Here is a 19,537-nt window from a genome sequence, read left to right as displayed (position 1 = left end):
GTCGAAAAAATCTAAAGTTACCACCTTTAAAATATTAATATCTAATTAAAGTTTGAAGCTTTCTTAATTTCATCTAAAACTCTCATAACCCTAAGTGACTCATCTAATGACATATACTCACTTTGCAACCTTGAAGCTTTCAAGCATTTATGAACTTCTTTAATTTCTGCATACATATCATCAAATTCTAATTCTTCTTCAATTGTGTATAGTTCCTTACCATTTATATAGATTTTAGCTATACTAGGTCTATTATATATCGGAATTTCTATGTGGCCTTTTGTTCCTTTAATAATAGCTGTCCTCTCTTTGTCTCGATCAAAAGCGCCTTCTATAATTCCTATGACTCCATTTTCAAAAGTTAATATTGCTTTAAAATAAGAATCTACTCCTGCTTCATTTATTTCCATATTAGCATTAACTTTCTTTACTTCTGAATCAATCATATCCATAACAAATGATAATGGGTAAATCCCAACATCTAATAATGCTCCACCTTGATTTTTATCTAACAAATAAGAACTTTCTTTAATTTCTTTTACATGGCCGCAAAAATTAGCTTCAATACTTTCTATTTCTCCAATTTCTTTATTTTTAATTATTTTCTTAATTTCATGAATTAGTTGGATAAATCTTGTTTTCATTGCTTCCATAAAAAAAGTATTGTTAAGCAATGCAGTATTTTTTATTTCTTCCATTTCTCCTGCATTTAGACCTACAGGCTTTTCACATAATACTGCTTTATTATGCTTCAAAGCCTCAATTGACCAATATTTATGAAATCCATGAGGAAGAGCAATATAAACTGCATCTATTTCTTCATCTTTTAATAATTCTTCATAATCTTCATAAATTTTTTCACATCTATATCTTTCATGAAATGCATCACATTTTTCCTTTGTTCTGGATGCAATTGCATATAATTTTCCTTCATTTGAATAAGATAAACTTTTTGCAAAACGTTGAGCTATATTTCCAAGTCCAATAATACCCCATTTAATCATTTTTTCTTTCCTCCTATATTAAGTAGTATACTAATTAACTACTTAGTTTATATTAATATACCATACTTTTATCTTAAAGTTACTCTTTCTAGATATGCATGTTTAAGAAATAAATTAATATATTTCAAATTTCTTCATTTAACTCCCCCTATTGACATAATAATTTAATTAATGTAAATTATTCTTTATTGGAATGTGAAAAATTTAATTAATTATTAGAATTTATACTAATTATCCAATTTAAAGGAGTTGAATCATTCATGTACTACTATATCCTACATTACAAAAAATATAAAGGAAGCTTACGTGCAACTGTTATATCTTTTTTTAGCGGATTATTAAAATTTACTGCGGCAGCTTTTATTATTGGGTTTATTTTTATTGCTATGCAACATAGTCAAAAAAACATTAGAGATCTTATAGTAGCAGGTGTAATTTGTGTCACTTCACTAACACTTGGAAAATTTCTTGAAAAGCTTGCTGACAAAATTGGCAAAACTGATTTCGAAAGAAAAATCAGAGAAAATCTAAAATTTGCTATAACTATGGCAAAAGAAAATCCTGAATCAAAAAGTTTATATATGGAGCTTAATCCCAAGTACGCTGATTACCTACTTTCAGTAGGTGAAGCTGTTAGATCAGAAGATGGTACTATAATAACAAACTCACCACTATAAACTTCAATAAACCAAAAATAGCACGTATAAAAAGTACCATAAAGATTTTAATTATGGTACTTTTTATTGTATATTTTTCGTTTTTTAAATTTTATTAGTGGCCATGTTTTTTAATTATTTATACTTCCACCGATTCATCCACATCTTTCATTGTTAATGATATTCTCTTTCTCTTTTCATCAACTTCCAAGATAGCTACCTTTACTATGTCTCCAACCTTAACAATATCTAAAGGATGCTTTACAAATCTATTTGCCATTTGGCTTTTATGAACTAATCCATCTTGGTGAACTCCAATATCTACAAATGCACCAAAGTCTGATACATTTCTAACAGTTCCAGCTAAAACCATGCCTGGTTTTAAATCTTTAAGTTCAACAATTCCAGTTTTAAGAATTGGTTTTGGCATTTCTTCTCTTGGATCTCTACCTGGCTTCTTTAGCTCCTTTATTATATCCTTTAAAGTAAGCTCACCAACTTCTAGAGTTTCGCTTAAATTCTTTAAGCCTTTAGCTTCTGCTCTTTCATCAATATCACCTAGTTTATTGTTCTTAAGATCTTCTTTATTGTAGCCTAAAACTTCTATTAACTTTTTAGCTATATCATACGATTCTGGATGAACAGAAGTATTGTCTAAAGGTTCTTTGCTATCATCAACTCTTAAGAACCCTGCACATTGTTCATAAGCTTTTTGCCCTAATCTCTTAACCTTTAGTAATTCTTTTCTTGAAGTAAAGCGTCCTGCTTCTTCTCTATAATCAACAATGTTCTTAGCAATAGCTGCATTTATACCTGAAATATGTGTTAAAAGCGATGGTGTTGCTATATTTAAGTCAACTCCAACTGTATTAACTGAATCTTCTACTACCCCTGCTAAAGATTCCTCTAATTTCTTAGGAGTAACGTCATGTTGATATTGTCCTACGCCTATTGCTTTAGGATCTATTTTTACTAATTCAGCAAGTGGATCTTGAAGTCTTCTTCCTATTGAAATTGCACCTCTTACTGTAACATCTAAATCAGGATATTCCTTAGTTGCAAGTTCTGATGCTGAATAAACAGATGCTCCTGCTTCTGAGACTATTACATATGCAAGTTCTTTACCTGTCTCATTTTTTATTTCAGTAAGCATTTCAGCTATAACTTCTTCTGATTCTCTTGATGCAGTTCCATTTCCAAGAGATATAACATCAACATTATGTTTAGCAATAAGTGCCTTTAAAGTTTTCTTTGTTCCTTCAATATCCCTTTTAGGTACTGTTGGATATACTGCTGTATTTTCTAAGAACTTTCCTGTTGCATCTAGTATTGCTATCTTACATCCTGTTCTAAAACCTGGATCGTAACCCATAACTACTTTACCTTTTATTGGAGCTTGTAATAATAATGCTTTTAAATTTTCTTTAAAAATCTTAATAGCACCCTCTTCACCAATATCAGTTAATTCACTTCTTATTTCTCTTTCTATTGACGGATATATCAATCTCTTATATGAATCTTTTATTGCAAGTTTTAACTTTTCATCTAAAATTTCATTACCTTTTAAAATTTGATTTTCTAGATATTGAATTATCTTATCTTCATTAGCAGTTATTTTAACACTTAGGATTTTTTCCTTTTCACCTCTGTTAATTGCTAATATTCTATGAGGTGGTATTTTATTTACTGCTTCAGAATATTCATAATACATTTCATAAGGAGTTGGTTCTTCTGAACTTCCCTTTGACTCAATATTACCTTCTCTTATAACGAACTCTCTTATATATTTTCTATATTTAGCTTCATCTGATATAGTTTCTGCTATTATATCTAAAGCTCCTTGAACAGCTTCCTCACTAGTTGCTACTCCTTTTTCTTCACTTATATATTGAGTTGCTTCTTCACCTAAATCACCTTTAAATTTACCATCTAAAATCAACTCTGCTAAAGGCTTTAATCCTTTTTCTGTAGCTATTGTTGCTTTAGTTCTCTTTTTAGGCTTAAACGGTCTATAAATATCTTCAACTTCTGTCAAAGTTGTTGCATTTTCTAAAGCTTTTCCTATCTCATCTGTAAACTTTTCCTGTTCTTGTATAAGTCTAGTTACATCTGCTTTTCTTTCTTCTAAATTTCTTAGATAAGTAAGTCTCTCAGATAATTTTCTTAAAACTTCATCTGAAAGTCCTCCCGTAGCTTCCTTTCTATATCTAGAAATAAACGGAACTGTATTGCCATCATCTAAAAGTCCAATAACATTTTGGACTTGCCCCAATTTTATTTCTAATTCCTTTGCAATTCTCTCTTCAATCGAATTCATAAATTCCTCCTGCTTCTCATATGCATGTAATCATATATGCATTTAATTGTATCAAATGGCAAGTGCCAACATTATATATTTTACCATATAAATTATTATTGCCATTACTATTTTTTAGTAACGGCAATAACTTTTTTATTTAGGCACATGAAAATAAATAACAATTCAAAATTACCAATATAAATTCCGATGTTGCAGAATTGTTTTGGATTTCTATATAGTTCTGAATTGCAGCACAAATCCGCATTGCAGCATAATTCAGATCGCAAAATAGATCCGTATTGCAGCATAGCTGCTCTTTTTATATGTGTCTATCTAAAACTTCCTTTTAAATATATTCTATTTTCACTTGCATATTTAACAAAAAATTGTACTCCAATAAAAAATAGTAACAAGCCTATTATTAAACTTAAAATCATAGTATTAACATTCATAGTAAGTATCGTATAATTAAATCCTATAATTGACTTTATAAAGAACATATCCAAAAAATTATATATTGCATATACTAAGATTGGCATAAGAATATTTTCATACTTAACATATAGTATACAATTTACTATTCCCAATGCAAAATTACCGAAAATTTCCGGGCAAATATTAATAGCTGAAAAAATAACAGCTGATACAATTAAACCAACATAAACATTAAATCTCTTTGAAAGTCTTTTGAACAAGATATATCTAAAGGTAATTTCATCAACAATTGGAGCTAAAACAACTAAAATTATAAAACAAATGACATAATCTATAATTGAATTAACAGTTAAAACAGAATCTTTAATAAAACCATTAGCAAAAGCTGGACTAATTAAATAAATTATATCAGTAATAACATTAGCCCCTCCTATATTTAAAAATATAAAAAACATACTAACATAAATTATTTCTTTCATATCAATTTTATTCTTAAAATCAATATACAGGAGACTTATTTTCTTTATAGACGGTTTAATCTTATACAAAAACATAAAAAGTGCTAAAGCAGTAGCTATTAAACATAGAATATTAATATAAGTATTACTAATTTCTCCATATAATTTCACTATGTAAGAAACTAATATGAAAAAAATCACAAAATCAAGTAAATATATAAGTGCTGCATGTCTAATTTTGATTTCATTAAATTCGCTTTCAGACTTCAATAACTTTATCTCCCTTCCCTCTATTATTTTTAAAAAATCTTTTACAAATAATAAAATAATTTTCTTAATATCTAGTATAAGTATTTGTAGTTAAATACTACTTACAAAAACATTAAATTAACCTTAAAAATTCTGTTTAAGATGTGCCACTTCTAAATTTCAAATTTTTTTATTTACCACTCTTAACACCTACTAAAGGCAACATCACTTCGAAACTTGTGCCCTCATTACTATCAATTATTCTTATATCCCCATTGTGTTTATCCAAGATTTTCTTTGTGATAGATAGTCCAAGTCCTGTTCCACCTGTTTTAGAATTTCTAGATTTATCAACCCTAACAAATGGATTAAATATATTTTCTTTATATTCCTGCGGAATAGGTTCACCATCGTCTGATAATATAATATAAAAACAATTTCCTCTAATTTCAGTCTTTATTCCTATGGTATTTCCCTCTGAATTATATTTAATTTTATTATCCAAAATATTATTAATTGCCCTAGCTAGCTTTTCTTCATCAGCCATTACAAAATATGCATCTTCACATATATCAAAATCATATTGAAATTTTTTATGATCAAATTCTGCGATATAGTTTGCAATGGTCTGTCTTAAAAATTCGCAAATATCTATTTTTGCTGTTATTAATTCATAATCAGTCTTTGCATATAAGGAAAATTCAAATAAATCTGTTATTAACTTATTAGCCCTTTGAGAATTCTTATTTATTATAGTTAGATATTCCGTTTTTTCACTTTCATTTAAATCTGTATTGTTAATCAAAGTTTCGCTATAACCTAAAATTGAAGCAAGTGGATTTTTCAAATCATGTGATATATCTAATATTAAAGTTTCTTTTGCTTTTTCTAATTTTTCCTTTTCTTTTCGTTCATTTTTTATTGTTTCTGCCATCATATTAAATCCATTAGCCAGTTCAAGGAATTCATTCTTTGTATTAATATTGATTTCTATATCATAATTACCTTGAGATATTTCTATAACCCCTTTTAATAATGTCTTTATTGGCTTTATGAAAGCTTTTGACGATACCCTTGCCAAAATATAAACAATTAAAAGAATTGCAGACACGTTAATCAGACTTATAATCTTAATAATAAAATTATGAGGAATTATTTTAGTAATTTTATTAGGTACTGTAATTTGTTCATAAGGACATCCCATAACAATTAAAGAATTTTCTCCTTCTAGATATTTAGTAAAGATTGTATACTTAATATCATTCTCTGTATTAAATACAGAACTATTAAATCCATTCATTATAGTATAAGCCAAAAAATCATCATTCAACGATGTCTTATTATCCTTATTTACACCAAAGAACTTCATATAACTTTCTAAACTTAAATTATTAAATTCCTTAATAACATTTCCTTTAGAAAAAGAAACCTTATCATTTTGTATTTTTATCACAAACCCATCAACAATTGCTAATTCTTCATCAGTTACACTAGTACTATCTGTTGTCAATTTTGTTCCCAATTCTTCAAAATATGAATTGAACTTACTCGATCTACAAAAAAACTCATATGACATAAAAGATATTACTACAGACAATAATATTATTAAAGTAATGCCTATATATCCTAAAAAGTATGTAACAAAAAATTCAGTTGTAACACTTCTTTTTATTTTCTTAGCTTTCATTTACATTAACCCTCTCAATTTTATAACCTATACCTCTTATGGTTTTAATGTAAATAGGATTTTTAGGGTCGTCCTCAATTTTTTCTCTTATATGGCTTAAATGAACCATTATATTATTAGAATCACCAAAATATGCTTCTTCCCATACTTCCTCATAAATTTGCTTTTTAGTAAACACTTTACCCAAATTAGAAATAAGTAATTTCAAAATTTTAAATTCTTTTGGATTTAATTCAAGTTTTTTATCCCCTTTATATACTTCAAAAGTCTCAGTAAGTAACTTTAAATCTCCAGTTGTATATGTCGACTCTTTATGCTCTGCATATTTATAACATCTTCTAAGATTAGAAGCAACTCTTGCTGATAACTCAATTGGGCTTATAGGTTTTACCAAATAATCATCAGCACCAAGTCCTAATGCCAAAACTTTATCTGAATCATTTCCCATTGCCGTAATACAAATTATAGGAATGGTTGATACAGCTCTTACCTTTTGTATCACGGAAATACCATCAACATTTGGCATCATTATATCTAATAAAATTAAATCTATTTTTTCATTTTCAAATATTGTTAATGCTTCTCTTCCATCACAGGCTTCATATACTTCATAATTTTCTTTTCTCATATGCAATGAAATAAGATTCCTTATATCTTTTTCATCTTCACCTATTAGAATTTTCATATATTCAACTCCTCTTTCAGTTATATCTACATTTTATCATAGATTTCTTAAATTTTAGGAACTATTTTCATAATTATATTCCTATTGCCTATATATAAATATAACTGTATAATTATTATGTAAATTTTTACCAAAAGGAGTGGTTATTTATGATAAAAAATATTAGTAAAATATGCTCTTTTTCTTTACTTTTTCTACTTTCAGCACTTGCACTTAACGAATTTCAAATAATGAGTTATTCAGATAAATTAAAGGATATTTTTTATTTTTTGGTGTTAATTCTTATTATGTTTTCATCAGTTGTAACTCTTTTAACAAATAAATCTGGCTTTTTTAAATTTGTCAGTGTTGTAATAATGCTTGCATTAGTTGGAGGTGGTATTATGTGCATACTAAAACCAGGACTAAATATATCATTATATATTTGCGTTGTTCTCATATCTGTTTATTCATTAATAGATATTTTTTATAAATCAATATAAATTTAAATTTATATACAAGTAAAAATATAGAAGACACTCCTAAGAATGTCTTCTATATTCTATATGTTTATAATATTTTAGTATATATATTCATTTCTGCTGGTTTTTCCATATGTGTAGACATCATCGGAACTATTCTTTGAAAATGTTCTGATTTTGAATGCTTAGCTAACACATCTCTATTTTCCCAAGTTTCTATCATAGTAAGTATACTATTATCATTTACATCTTGATACATTTCGTAACTTATGCAGCCTTCTTCCTTAATTGTTTCATCCACTAATTCTTTTGAAAGTTTTATTACTTCATCTATATTTTCTTTTTTCACGAAATTTTTAGCAACAATTTTAATCATATTATCTCCGCCCTTCATAATGAACTTTATCTTTATTGAATCTATCAACAACCTCACTGCTTTGTTAGGCTGGATAGCTTACTGGTACTAATGAAAATAGTAATATATTTTCAGGTAAATCAATAGAAAGGAACCTTAATTCGATTTAGTATCCTTTCTACTTTTCTAAGATTTATTTCACTAAAAATTAATTTTTTAAATATGCATTTATAAACATATCTATATCTCCATCCATTACTGCAGTGACATTTGAAGTTTCTACATTTGTTCTATGATCTTTAACCATACTATATGGATGGAATACATATGACCTTATCTGACTTCCCCAGCCCATATCCTTTAAATCTCCAGTTAAGTCTTCAATCTTTTCTTTGTGAGCTCTTTCTTTTAATTCAACTAATTTAGACTTCAACATTTCCATAGCAGTATCTCTATTTGCAAATTGACTTCGTTCATTTTGACATTGTACTACTATTCCTGTAGGAAGATGTGTGATTCTTACTGCTGAATCTGTTTTATTAACGTGCTGTCCTCCAGCCCCACCTGATCTATAAGTATCTATTCTAAGATCATCAGCTTTAATTTCAATATCTTGCTCTTTTGTAAGTTCGGGAAGTACTTCCATAGATGCAAAAGAAGTTTGTCTCTTACCATTTGCATTAAATGGAGAAATTCTAACTAATCTGTGAATTCCCTTTTCCGCCTTTAGATAACCATATGCATATTCACCAGTTATTTTTAATGTAACACTTTTAATTCCAGCTTCATCTCCTGGAAGCAAATCTATAGTTTCAACACTATATCCTTGTTTTTCGCACCATCTTGTATACATTCTTAAAAGCATTTCTGTCCAATCATTGGCATCAGTACCTCCAACACCAACATGTAAAGTTAAAATAGCATTATTTTTATCATACTCTCCACATAAAAGAATCTTCATATTATAGTCATCAATTTCAGCTTCTACTTCTCGTATAGATTGTATTATTTCATTGGCAGATTCTTCATCATCATCTTCCATAATTTCTTTTAAAACTTCAACATCTTCAACTTTCGATCTTAACTTATCAAATTTTTCTATTTGATCTTTTATGGACTTACTTTTTTTAGTAACTTCTTCTGCTCTTTTAATATCATCCCAAAAACCAGCTTCTTGCATTTGACATTCTAATTCATGCAGTTCTTTTTCTAAGCCTGCTCTGTCAAAGTGAAGCCCCCATTTCTTCTATTGATTTTTTTATATTAGTAAGCTTCATTAATTCTTTTTCTAGCTCAATAATCATTTAACCACCCCTTTTTTTCAGTTATGAGTTTTGAGTTAAGAGTTATGACATTAAGATTAAATTAACTATTAACTCGATATTTTATAGTATCTTTAAATAAATTTTCATTATTTGTATTTGCTTCATTTTAATAAATTATTTACTAAATTAGTTCACTTAATAGAAATTCCGTAGAACTTTAATCAAAATTGTTTTTATTTATAGTAACAATTTTTGAAAAATTCTACGGACTCTATTATATCATATTAATTCTCTAAAAATCCACGAAAAACTCCTAGAGTTTTCAAGCTAACTCTTAACTGTTACCTCTTAACTCATAACTGAATTAAGCTTCTCTTCCACAACAGTTCTTATATTTCTTTCCACTTCCACATGAACATAATTCATTTCTGCCATGCTTATCAGTATTTCTAACTGGACCTGGTACTGGTCCTTCACTTTGTCCTGGACCTGGTGTTGGATGACCTCCAGGACCTACCGCTGAGCTTGATGACTCTTCATGTATTGCAGCAGTTTCTTGTGCAACTCTAACTCTTTCTGGAGTTCTTTCAATCTTAACATGGAACAATAGCTTTATAGTTTCTTCTTTGATCTTTCCGATCATTTCATTAAACATTTCGCTACCTTCCATTTGGTATGCTTGGACTGGATCAATTTGTTTAAATGATTGTAATCCAATACCTTGTTTTAAATGATCCATATTGTCTATATGATTCATCCAATTAGTATCAACTGCTCTTAAAAGAACTACTCTTTCAATTTCTCTTAATCTTTCTGCTGTAAATTCTTCTTCTTTTTGTTCATAAACTTTACGTGCAGCTTCATAAATATTTTCAACTATTTCATCATTTGCTAAATTCTCAAGACTTGGTAAGTTAATCATTCCTGGTACTACACATATGTCTTGTAATGCTACCATTAGATGTAAGAATTCTTCTCTATAATTTTCACTTTCACCTGTAATATGTGTATTAACAGCATCAGTAATAATATCCTTCATCATAGATAATATTTCTTCTTTTACATCTTCACCTTCAAGAACTTCTGCTCTTTGCTTATAAATAACTTCTCTTTGAACATTCATTACATCATCATAACCTAATAATTGTTTTCTTATATCAAAGTTATTTCCTTCAACCTTCTTTTGAGCATTCTCTATAGCTTTTGAAACCATTTTACTTTCAATTGCTTCTTCTTCTTGAAGTCCAAGCTTTTCAACAACACCTTGAATTTTTTCAGAACCAAATATTCTCATCAAATCATCTTCTAATGAAATGAAGAATGTTGATTCACCTGGATCTCCTTGTCTTCCTGAACGTCCTCTTAATTGGTTATCTATTCTTCTTGATTCATGTCTTTCAGTACCTACTATCTTAAGACCACCAAGTTCAACTACACCTTCACCAAGCTTAATATCAGTACCTCTACCAGCCATGTTAGTAGCTATAGTAACCATTCCCTTTTCACCAGCATGACTGATTATTTCAGCTTCTTGCTCATGGAATTTAGCATTTAATACTTGGTGTGGTACACCTTTTTTCTTAAGCATACTTGAAAGAAGTTCTGACTTTTCAATACTAACTGTACCAACTAATACTGGCTGTCCTTTAGCATGAGCTTTTTCAACTTCTGATGCAACAGCTTTTATTTTTCCTAATTCAGTACTAAATACTAAATCTGGATTATCTTTTCTTGCTATTGGTCTATGTGTTGGAATAACAATAACGTCTAATCCATATATTTCTCTAAATTCATTTTCTTCAGTTAAAGCTGTACCAGTCATACCTGCTAACTTCTTGTACATTCTAAAGTAATTTTGGAATGTAATAGTAGCTAGAGTTTTTGATTCTCTTGCAATCTTAACGCCTTCCTTAGCTTCTATAGCTTGGTGAAGACCATCAGAATATCTTCTACCTTCCATTAGTCTTCCTGTGAACTCATCGACTATTATTACTTCTCCTTCTTTAACCATGTAATCTTTATCTCTTCTCATGGCAAAATTAGCTTTTAATGCTTGAGTTACATAATGTTGTAATTCAATATTATCAGCATCAGCATAATTGTCTACTTTAAATGTAACTTCTGCTTTTCTAACACCTTCATCAGTTAACATAACAGCGTTAGCTTTTTCATCTCTAGTAAAGTCCTTTTCAGCAACTAATTTCTTTGCAAAATAATCTGCAACCTTATAAAATTCAGTAGATTTTTCACCTTGACCTGAAATTATAAGTGGAGTTCTAGCTTCATCAATTAAAATTGAGTCAACTTCATCGACTATTGCAAAATTTAATGGTCTTTGTACTCTTTCTTCTTTATAAACAACCATATTATCTCTTAAGTAGTCAAATCCAAACTCATTATTAGTTCCATAAGTAATATCTGAAGCATAAGATTCTCTTCTTTGATCATTGTTTAATTCATGTACAATGACACCTGTAGTCAATCCTAAAAATCCATATAATTCACCCATTTGCTCAGCATCTCTTTTTGCTAGATAATCATTTACTGTAACAATGTGAACTCCATTTCCACTTAATCCATTTAAATATGCTGGTAATGTTGCAACTAAAGTTTTACCTTCACCAGTTTTCATTTCTGATATTCTTCCTTGATGAAGTACCATACCACCCATAAGCTGTTCGTCATAATGCTTCATCCCTAATACTCTTGTTGAAGCTTCTCTTACAACTGCAAATGCTTCTGGTAAAATATCTTCTAAAGTTTCACCATTTCCTAATCTTTCTTTAAATTCAACAGTCTTAGCTTTTAATTCTTCATCAGAAAGCTTTTGCATTGCTTCATCTAATTCATTTATTTTTTGTATAGTAGGTTTAAGTCTCTTAACTTCTCTTTCACTATATGTTCCAAATACGGCATCTAATAGTCCCATAATGTCATCCTTTCGAAATTCTATATTTCATATTAATTACTAATACAATTTATTAATTTACGTATTTTATAATTATAGCATTTTACATAGCTTATTTTCAAGAAAACTAGTGATTTTTGTTATAAATACTGAATAAAACATCAAATTTTAATTTAATCGTAATAATTCCATTACAAATTTATCACTAAAACACAACATATAAATAAATACTTTTATATATTTTTATCACTTATATAATATAATTTACCAATATATCAAATATTATTCCAATCTATAGCTATAAAATTTTTAATCGCTTCATTATATATTATTATATAATAATATATTGTTATATAATAAAAGCAACCGCCTAAAATGCTTTTTAGTAGCATACTTAGACAGCTGCTTTTTATTTTATCCTAATTCTGGTTCTAACAAACCATAATCTCCATCTTTTCTCTTATAAATCACATTAACTTTGCCACTATCGGCATCTTCATATACAAAAAAATTATGTCCTATTAAATCCATTTGAAGGATTGCTTCTTCTGAATTCATTGGTTTAATACCAAATTTTTTTACTTTAACTAATTTACCATGTTCTTCTTCTGCAGTATTATCCTCAACACTTCCTAATTCTCCAAATCTTAATGACCCACCATGTTTTCTCGATAACCTAGTTTTTTGTTTTCTGATTTGTCTTTCTAATTTATCTTCTACCAAGTCTAAAGACTTGTACATATCTGATGTTGATTCTTCGCCTCTCAATATTACCCCATTAAATGGAATAGTCACTTCTATTTTATGTCTACTTTTTTGTACACTTAATGTAGCCTTAGCATCTACATTAGAATCAAAATACTTTTCCAATTTGCTTATCTTTTTTTGCACTATTTCCTTTAGCGCATCTGTAAGTTCCATATTTTTTGCTATAACTGTGACTTTCATAAATTCCAGCCCCTCTCATTTGAAAAAGTTAATAACTTAATATGTTTAAGTTATTAATATTTTATCACTTTTTATCGAACTTAACAAGAGAATTATCAGTCAATTCTGAAAATTCTATCCAAAAAAAATCAACTTACTTCAAATAAGTTAATTTACAAATATAGAATCAATTAATTTGTATGTAAGGTAAAGCTAGTTGACCTGGTTTTTGACCCCACACCCGCCTGCTGGAGCTTTTGCTAATAAAATTTAATTCCTCACTACTAACCCTCTCAGTTTATAAACTGGCAGGACTTACTTCTATACCGCACCATGCTCCTTAGACATTTTATCTAAATTACGTGGATCGTTTTGCCTGCGACTAGCTTCGACTTTCAACCACAAACCTAGCTTTACATTACTATTATATATGACTTTTAGCTAAGGTCAAGAGTTTTATATCTTTTGCTTTGCTTTTTTTTAATAATTTATATGCTTCATAAAGTGTTGCACCTGTAGTTGTTACATCGTCAATAACTATAAATTTTCCATTATTTATAGTTACTGTATTCTTCAATTTAAAAGCATCTTTTATATTTTCATATCTTTCATCTTTTTTTAAAGTCTTTTGCTCTTTTGTTTCCCTTTGTTTAACTAGAATTTCAAAAACTTCAATAGATAAGTCTTTCGCTATTTTTTTGGCTATATATTCACACTGATTAAAGCCCCTGTTTCTTTGGGATTTTTTTGATAAAGGTATATATGCTAATATATATCCTTTATAATCAATATTATTAATCATATATTCTTCTAGAAATTCTGATAAAATATCCCCTGCTGTAAAATTTTTTTTGTACTTAAATCTTAGTATTAAATCTTTTAAGACTCCTCCATAATATCCATAGCTTATTATTTTATCTTGATATTCCTTGCCTATTGTCTTTATACTTCTCTTGCATGAATCACATATTCCAAAGCAATCATCTTCCTTGCAAATAATGCAATAATTTTCTCTCGGATATATTATTTCAATCAATCCATCAAAGAGTTTTTTTACAATTCTCTTAAACGTTTTTCCCATACCTTTTTATTGAAATTTCTTGCCATATTTTTTGCTTTTTCCATATCTTCTGATATATCATTTGATACTAAAAGAACTTCTGGTAATGTTAAATTCATATTCCTTATTTGTCCACATATATATAATATCTTTTTATAAGTATATCTCTCATTATCAGAGAATAAAATTACAGCATCATCCATATAACAATATTCAAGTAACTCCTCTATTTTATTTGTTATTACAAATATTGCCTTATCCTTATATTTTAATACCTTCTCACATAATTTTATTTCATCTTCTTTAGATGCTTTCATTATTTTTACATCAGAAAGCTTCAACTTATTACAAAAATAATCGTAAACTAAATTCAATTTTTCATTAGTTGGTGTATAAATAACCACTTTATGATTATTTTCTTTAAACCATCTGAGATAATCATACAGAGTGAAAGGAATATCTGTATTTAAATCAATTCTAGTTGTCAATATTCTCGGCTCAACAAATGGTTTCTTATAATTATAAGCTGCAAGTTCAAATTTTTCTCCAACTAAAGCTAATTTTTCTATGCTATACAATAAAACCCTTTCCCCTATTTCTGCACAAACATCTAATATTTCTCTAACATTTCCACTATTTAAGTTAGAAAAGTAAGTTATATCATCAAAAATAATTAAATCAAAAAGTTCGGTAACTTTAAATAAATTATTATAATTTACAAAAGTAAGATTAGAATTTGTTTTTCCTTTTTCAATATAGGAATGAGTTACACTTGAATTGAATTCTTTGATTGCACTGAGCAGTTCTTTATTTTCTCCACTTTTCCCCCACACATATAGCACTTTTCCATTATCCTCTGAAAGTTTACTTATTATGTTTGAAAAAACACATGAAGTATTAAAGGGAACTGTAACTATGGTTAAAAATTTGATATTTTTTTTATACCAATAGTCTATTTTATCAAATGCATATTTTAAATCTTGATCTGTTACTTTACATTCGTTACTCATGCATTACAATCTCCTTTCAATTACTCTTCAAATTCATCTTTAGCTATTATATCTCTTATTCTATATTTTAAAGCTGAATATCTTTCTATACTATTTGTATTATTAATCATATACATTAATGCCTTTTGAAACCCAACTACAACTACCAATTGTTTGGCTCTTGTTATTCCTGTGTAAAGTAAATTACGATTCATTAAAAACGGTGATCCCATAAAGGCAGGGATAACAACCACCTTAAATTCACTACCTTGACTTTTATGAATTGTAGTAGCATATGCTAAATCTAGTTCATCTAGAAAATTAAAATCATAAATTACTTTTCTTTCATCATCAAAAATAATTGTTAAAGCTTTTCTCTCTTCATCAATACTCTTAATAAATCCTAAATCACCATTATAAACTCCAACGCCTTCATTTTCACCATAACTATTTATGTTAATCCATTTTAATGTATAATTGTTTTTAGTCTGCATTACTTTATCTCCTTCTCTAAAAACTATATCTCGAGAAGTTTTTTCTTTTTTATCCTTCGATGGTGGATTAAATATTTCTTGGAGTCTGGCGTTTAAATTAGCTACTCCTAATGTTCCCTTCCTCATGGGCGTCAATACCTGCATATCTTTTAATATATCCCATGATGTATTAAATTTAGGAAGTCGTCTGCTTATTAAATCTATTATCAAGCCTACAATTCTATCTTGATGTTCCTCACTAATGAAAAAAAAGTCTTTATCCTTTTGATTTAACAAAGGCATCTTTCCTTCATTAATTCTATGTGCATTTACTATAATCAAGCTTTCTGAGCCTTGCCTAAATATTTCTTTTAGCCTTACAACTTTTATATATTCACTTTCTATAAGATCTTTTAATACGTTTCCTGGTCCAACTGATGGTAACTGATCAACATCTCCAACAACTATTAGTCTTGTTCCTAATTTAATTGCCTTGAGCAAATTTTGCATTAAAATTATATCAATCATAGATGCTTCATCAATTATAATAACATCACAATCTAATGGCGAGGATTCTCCTCTTTCAAAAACTGATTCATCTTCCTCCGAAATACCCATTTCCAAAAGTCTATGAATGGTTTTTGCTTCTCTTCCAGTTGATTCAGTCATTCTTTTAGCTGCTCTTCCAGTTGGAGCTCCAAGTATTACCTTCATGCCATTATTCTCATAAATGTGAATAATAGCTTTTATAATTGTAGTTTTTCCAGTTCCAGGACCACCTGTTATTATTTCTATCCCGTTATTAAAAGCTCCAATAATTGCTTCTCTTTGAGATGGGGCAAATTGTATTTTTTGTTCTTTTTCAAAAACATCTATTTCAAAATCAATATCTGAATTTATAGTTTGTATTTGTTGCAAACCTAACGTTATTATTTTGCTTGTTACTCCAAGCTCACAATAGTAATATTGAAGTAAAAAACCAGCTTCCATTCCATTAATATTTTCAACGACTATCTTTTGCTCTGCTGCCATATCATATATACTTTTCTCAATTAATTCCTTAGCTATTACTAGATTCTCCTCACACTGTTCTATTATATCTTTAATAGGCATAAATGTGTTTCCGGCAGCACAAAATTGATTCATTACATACTTAATTCCACTTTGAATTCTAAACTCAGAATCATTTTGAATTCCTATGCTCCTTGCAATTCTATCTGCAGTTCTAAATCCAATACCTGAAATCTCATCACATAATATATAAGGATTATTTGATACTATTTGCTTTGCATTTGGTCCGAATTTCTTATAAATCTTAATACATTGATTATTAGTTACTCCATGCTTATGAAAATATAATATAATATCCTTTAACCCCTGCTGCTCAATATACGATTCATATATAATTTGAAACTTTTTTTCTCCAATCCCCTCAATTTCCATAAGTCTTTCAATGTGATTTTCCATTATTCCTAAGGTTTCTTCCCCAAACTTCTCTATTATTTTCTTAGCTGTAACAGGACCAATTCCATGAATTACTCCTGCACTTAAATATTTTTCTATCCCGTCTAAAGAGGTTGGAAGAAGTTCTTCGTAATCTTGAATATTAAATTGATTTCCAAACTGTTTATGTACAGTATAATATCCTGTTAACTTCACATTTTGGCCTTCTTTTAAAAAAGGAACTGTTCCTACTGCGCTAATTAGATTATTATCACTTCTAATTTTACACACCACATATCCAGTATCTTCACTTTTAAAAACTATACTTTCAACAAAACCTTTTAGAACTTCCATAAAATCTCTCCAAATCTTTAATTTGTATTATTCAAAACACTAATAACAGACAATAACTTAGTTTAAAACCTTATTTGCATTTCTTAATTATACCATAAATATCAATATTTCAATCAATAATATACTTTCCTACTTTAAGTGAATAATTAATTATTCATGATTAATTTTTAGTCAACCATATCAAAAAGTAAAAAAGGCTACCTCTAGCACTCAGAGATAGCCTTCTTACTATATTTATTAAAGATATTTCTTTATTTCATCTACTTTGTTTAATTGTTCCCAAGGTAAGTTAAGATCATTTCTTCCAAAGTGACCATAAGCAGCTGTTTGCTTATAAATAGGTCTTCTTAAGTCAAGATCTCTGATTATAGCTCCTGGTCTTAAATCAAATACTTTTTCTACTATTTCAACAATTTTTTCTTCGCTTACTTTTCCTGTTCCAAAAGTTTCTACTTCTATTGAAACTGGTTTAGCAACACCAATAGCATATGCCACTTGAATTTCTAATTTGTCAGCAACACCTGCTGCTACTAAATTTTTTGCTACCCATCTTGCAGCATAAGCAGCTGATCTATCTACCTTTGTTGGATCTTTTCCTGAGAAAGCACCACCACCATGTCTTCCATATCCACCATATGTGTCTACTATTATTTTTCTTCCAGTCAATCCAGAGTCACCTTGTGGTCCACCAACAACAAATCTTCCTGTTGGATTAATGAAATATCTAGTTTCAGAATCTAATAATTCAGCTGGAACAACTGCATCAATAACATATTTCTTAAGATCTTCTTGAATTTGTTCTAAAGAAATCTTTTCATCATGTTGAGTTGATATAACAATAGTATCAATTCTCTTTGGTTGATTATCTTCATATTCAACTGTAACTTGGGTCTTACCATCTGGTCTTAAATATTCTAATGTTTTATCTTTTCTTACTTCTGTAAGTCTTCTTGATAGCTTATGAGCCATATATATTGGAAGAGGCATATAGTCTTCTGTTTCATTAGTTGCAAAACCAAACATCATTCCTTGGTCTCCAGCTCCAACAGCTTCAACTTCATCCTTTTCACCTTTCTTAGATTCAAAAGCTTCGTCTACACCCATTGCAATATCAGCTGATTGTTCATCTATTGATGTAAGTACTGAACAAGTATCACAGTCAAAACCAAATTTGGCTCTATCATACCCTATTCCTCTTACTGTTTCTCTAACAACTTTTGGGATATCAACATAACAATTTGTTGTTATTTCTCCCATTACCATAACCATACCAGTAGTTGTACATGTTTCACAAGCAACTCTAGCATTTGGATCTTTTTCTAATATAGAATCCAAGATAGCGTCTGATATTTGATCACACATTTTATCTGGATGTCCTTCTGTAACTGATTCTGAAGTAAATAATCTTCTCATTTAACTCTCTCCTTAATTTTATTTTTTAATATTAGACTAGTATTTAAGTGTGCACAAACTTAAATATAAAAAAAAGCTCTTCGATAAGAAGAGCATGATTTCAACAATCACTTATTCTTATCTTGTAGAAATCATTCTACAGGAATTGGCACCTTATATAATACAGGTTGCCGGGTTTCATCGGGCCCTTTCCCTCCACCTCTCTTGATAAGAGTTTCTATTTAATTTTCATATATTATACTACCATAAAAGAAATTATTAGTCAATATTCGTAGATAAATTCTATATATAGAGAATAGAGAAATTTTATATAAAAAAAGAATAAACATAGTAGTTTATTCTTTTGGTGGAGGAAGATGGATTCGAACCATCGAAACGAAACGTAACAGATTTACAGTCTGCCCCCTTTGGCCACT

General features: G+C 28.8%; 15 protein-coding genes and 1 riboswitch. Of the genes, 2 read left to right on the top strand and 13 right to left on the bottom strand.

The window, feature by feature from the left end; genetic code table 11:
* Positions 1-41: 41 nt before the first annotated feature.
* On the bottom strand, positions 42-1,004 hold the full coding sequence (locus tag L3B98_RS22875) for a Gfo/Idh/MocA family oxidoreductase (RefSeq protein ID WP_238918368.1): 963 nt from the start codon (positions 1,002-1,004) through the stop codon (positions 42-44).
* A gap of 260 nt (positions 1,005-1,264) precedes the next feature.
* Between L3B98_RS22875 and L3B98_RS22870 the strand changes: the two genes are divergently transcribed.
* Positions 1,265-1,681: a hypothetical protein gene (locus L3B98_RS22870; RefSeq protein ID WP_238918367.1), complete on the top strand. Its 417-nt coding sequence runs from the start codon at positions 1,265-1,267 to the stop codon at positions 1,679-1,681.
* A gap of 118 nt (positions 1,682-1,799) precedes the next feature.
* On the opposite strand, the gene L3B98_RS22865 is transcribed toward L3B98_RS22870, so the two are convergent.
* From L3B98_RS22865 to L3B98_RS22850, 4 genes are all read right to left on the bottom strand, one after another.
* Positions 1,800-3,977 (bottom strand): Tex family protein, encoded by a 2,178-nt coding sequence (locus L3B98_RS22865; protein ID WP_238918366.1) that lies wholly within the window; start codon positions 3,975-3,977, stop codon positions 1,800-1,802.
* Between the two features lie 311 nt (positions 3,978-4,288).
* Positions 4,289-5,122: a type II CAAX endopeptidase family protein gene (locus tag L3B98_RS22860; protein ID WP_238918365.1), complete on the bottom strand. Its 834-nt coding sequence runs from the start codon at positions 5,120-5,122 to the stop codon at positions 4,289-4,291.
* A gap of 169 nt (positions 5,123-5,291) precedes the next feature.
* Positions 5,292-6,788, bottom strand: a complete 1,497-nt coding sequence (locus tag L3B98_RS22855; protein ID WP_238918364.1) for a HAMP domain-containing sensor histidine kinase — start codon at positions 6,786-6,788, stop codon at positions 5,292-5,294.
* A complete protein-coding gene (locus L3B98_RS22850; RefSeq protein WP_015390763.1) occupies positions 6,778-7,473 on the bottom strand; it encodes a response regulator transcription factor in 696 nt (231 codons plus the stop codon). The genes L3B98_RS22855 and L3B98_RS22850 overlap by 11 nt, the downstream gene beginning before the upstream one ends.
* Before the next feature lie 149 nt (positions 7,474-7,622).
* On the opposite strand from L3B98_RS22850, the gene L3B98_RS22845 reads away from it, so the two are divergent.
* Positions 7,623-7,955 (top strand): hypothetical protein, encoded by a 333-nt coding sequence (locus L3B98_RS22845; RefSeq protein ID WP_015390762.1) that lies wholly within the window; start codon positions 7,623-7,625, stop codon positions 7,953-7,955.
* Positions 7,956-8,022: 67 nt separating this feature from the next.
* On the opposite strand, the gene L3B98_RS22840 is transcribed toward L3B98_RS22845, so the two are convergent.
* The 8 genes from L3B98_RS22840 to metK all read right to left on the bottom strand — a co-directional run bounded on the left by L3B98_RS22840 (position 8,023) and on the right by metK (position 19,121).
* On the bottom strand, positions 8,023-8,310 hold the full coding sequence (locus L3B98_RS22840; RefSeq protein ID WP_015390761.1) for a putative quinol monooxygenase: 288 nt from the start codon (positions 8,308-8,310) through the stop codon (positions 8,023-8,025).
* Positions 8,311-8,497: 187 nt separating this feature from the next.
* A protein-coding gene (gene prfB / locus L3B98_RS22835) for a peptide chain release factor 2 (protein ID WP_144053524.1) occupies positions 8,498-9,593 on the bottom strand; the annotation gives its coding sequence in 2 pieces (ribosomal slippage) (positions 8,498-9,514 and positions 9,516-9,593; 1,095 coding nt in all).
* Between the two features lie 325 nt (positions 9,594-9,918).
* Complete coding sequence (secA, locus tag L3B98_RS22830) at positions 9,919-12,483, bottom strand: preprotein translocase subunit SecA (RefSeq protein WP_238918363.1); 2,565 nt, start codon at positions 12,481-12,483, stop codon at positions 9,919-9,921.
* Between the two features lie 393 nt (positions 12,484-12,876).
* A complete protein-coding gene (gene raiA, locus L3B98_RS22825; RefSeq protein ID WP_015390758.1) occupies positions 12,877-13,410 on the bottom strand; it encodes a ribosome-associated translation inhibitor RaiA in 534 nt (177 codons plus the stop codon).
* Positions 13,411-13,813: 403 nt separating this feature from the next.
* Positions 13,814-14,470, bottom strand: coding sequence for a phosphoribosyltransferase family protein (locus L3B98_RS22820; RefSeq protein ID WP_238918362.1), 657 nt, complete (start codon positions 14,468-14,470; stop codon positions 13,814-13,816).
* Complete coding sequence (locus tag L3B98_RS22815) at positions 14,443-15,459, bottom strand: hypothetical protein (protein WP_238918361.1); 1,017 nt, start codon at positions 15,457-15,459, stop codon at positions 14,443-14,445. The genes L3B98_RS22820 and L3B98_RS22815 overlap by 28 nt, the downstream gene beginning before the upstream one ends.
* A gap of 20 nt (positions 15,460-15,479) precedes the next feature.
* Positions 15,480-17,708 (bottom strand): ATP-dependent RecD-like DNA helicase, encoded by a 2,229-nt coding sequence (locus L3B98_RS22810; RefSeq protein WP_015390755.1) that lies wholly within the window; start codon positions 17,706-17,708, stop codon positions 15,480-15,482.
* Positions 17,709-17,945: 237 nt separating this feature from the next.
* Positions 17,946-19,121 (bottom strand): methionine adenosyltransferase, encoded by a 1,176-nt coding sequence (gene metK, locus L3B98_RS22805; RefSeq protein ID WP_015390754.1) that lies wholly within the window; start codon positions 19,119-19,121, stop codon positions 17,946-17,948.
* A gap of 114 nt (positions 19,122-19,235) precedes the next feature.
* A riboswitch (SAM riboswitch) is annotated at positions 19,236-19,335 on the bottom strand.
* Positions 19,336-19,537: the final 202 nt, after the last annotated feature.

It is taken from the genome of Clostridium sp. YIM B02555 (genome assembly GCF_022320955.1).
GTDB classification, from domain to species: Bacteria; Bacillota; Clostridia; order Clostridiales; family Clostridiaceae; genus Clostridium; species Clostridium saccharoperbutylacetonicum.
The sequence above is the reverse complement of the archived record's forward strand: the minus strand, read 5'-3'. Positions and strand labels throughout refer to the sequence as shown.

What these genes read in the sequence shown, in the direction of transcription:
- L3B98_RS22875 (WP_238918368.1), bottom strand. Translation starts at nt 1,004, where the DNA reads ATGATTAAATGGGGTATTATTGGACTTGGAAATATAGCTCAACGTTTT.
- L3B98_RS22870 (WP_238918367.1), top strand. Translation starts at nt 1,265, where the DNA reads ATGTACTACTATATCCTACATTACAAAAAATATAAAGGAAGCTTACGT.
- L3B98_RS22865 (WP_238918366.1), bottom strand. Translation starts at nt 3,977, where the DNA reads ATGAATTCGATTGAAGAGAGAATTGCAAAGGAATTAGAAATAAAATTG.
- L3B98_RS22855 (WP_238918364.1), bottom strand. Translation starts at nt 6,788, where the DNA reads ATGAAAGCTAAGAAAATAAAAAGAAGTGTTACAACTGAATTTTTTGTT.
- L3B98_RS22850 (WP_015390763.1), bottom strand. Translation starts at nt 7,473, where the DNA reads ATGAAAATTCTAATAGGTGAAGATGAAAAAGATATAAGGAATCTTATT.
- L3B98_RS22845 (WP_015390762.1), top strand. Translation starts at nt 7,623, where the DNA reads ATGATAAAAAATATTAGTAAAATATGCTCTTTTTCTTTACTTTTTCTA.
- L3B98_RS22840 (WP_015390761.1), bottom strand. Translation starts at nt 8,310, where the DNA reads ATGATTAAAATTGTTGCTAAAAATTTCGTGAAAAAAGAAAATATAGAT.
- secA (WP_238918363.1), bottom strand. Translation starts at nt 12,483, where the DNA reads ATGGGACTATTAGATGCCGTATTTGGAACATATAGTGAAAGAGAAGTT.
- raiA (WP_015390758.1), bottom strand. Translation starts at nt 13,410, where the DNA reads ATGAAAGTCACAGTTATAGCAAAAAATATGGAACTTACAGATGCGCTA.
- L3B98_RS22820 (WP_238918362.1), bottom strand. Translation starts at nt 14,470, where the DNA reads ATGGGAAAAACGTTTAAGAGAATTGTAAAAAAACTCTTTGATGGATTG.
- L3B98_RS22815 (WP_238918361.1), bottom strand. Translation starts at nt 15,459, where the DNA reads ATGAGTAACGAATGTAAAGTAACAGATCAAGATTTAAAATATGCATTT.
- L3B98_RS22810 (WP_015390755.1), bottom strand. Translation starts at nt 17,708, where the DNA reads ATGGAAGTTCTAAAAGGTTTTGTTGAAAGTATAGTTTTTAAAAGTGAA.
- metK (WP_015390754.1), bottom strand. Translation starts at nt 19,121, where the DNA reads ATGAGAAGATTATTTACTTCAGAATCAGTTACAGAAGGACATCCAGAT.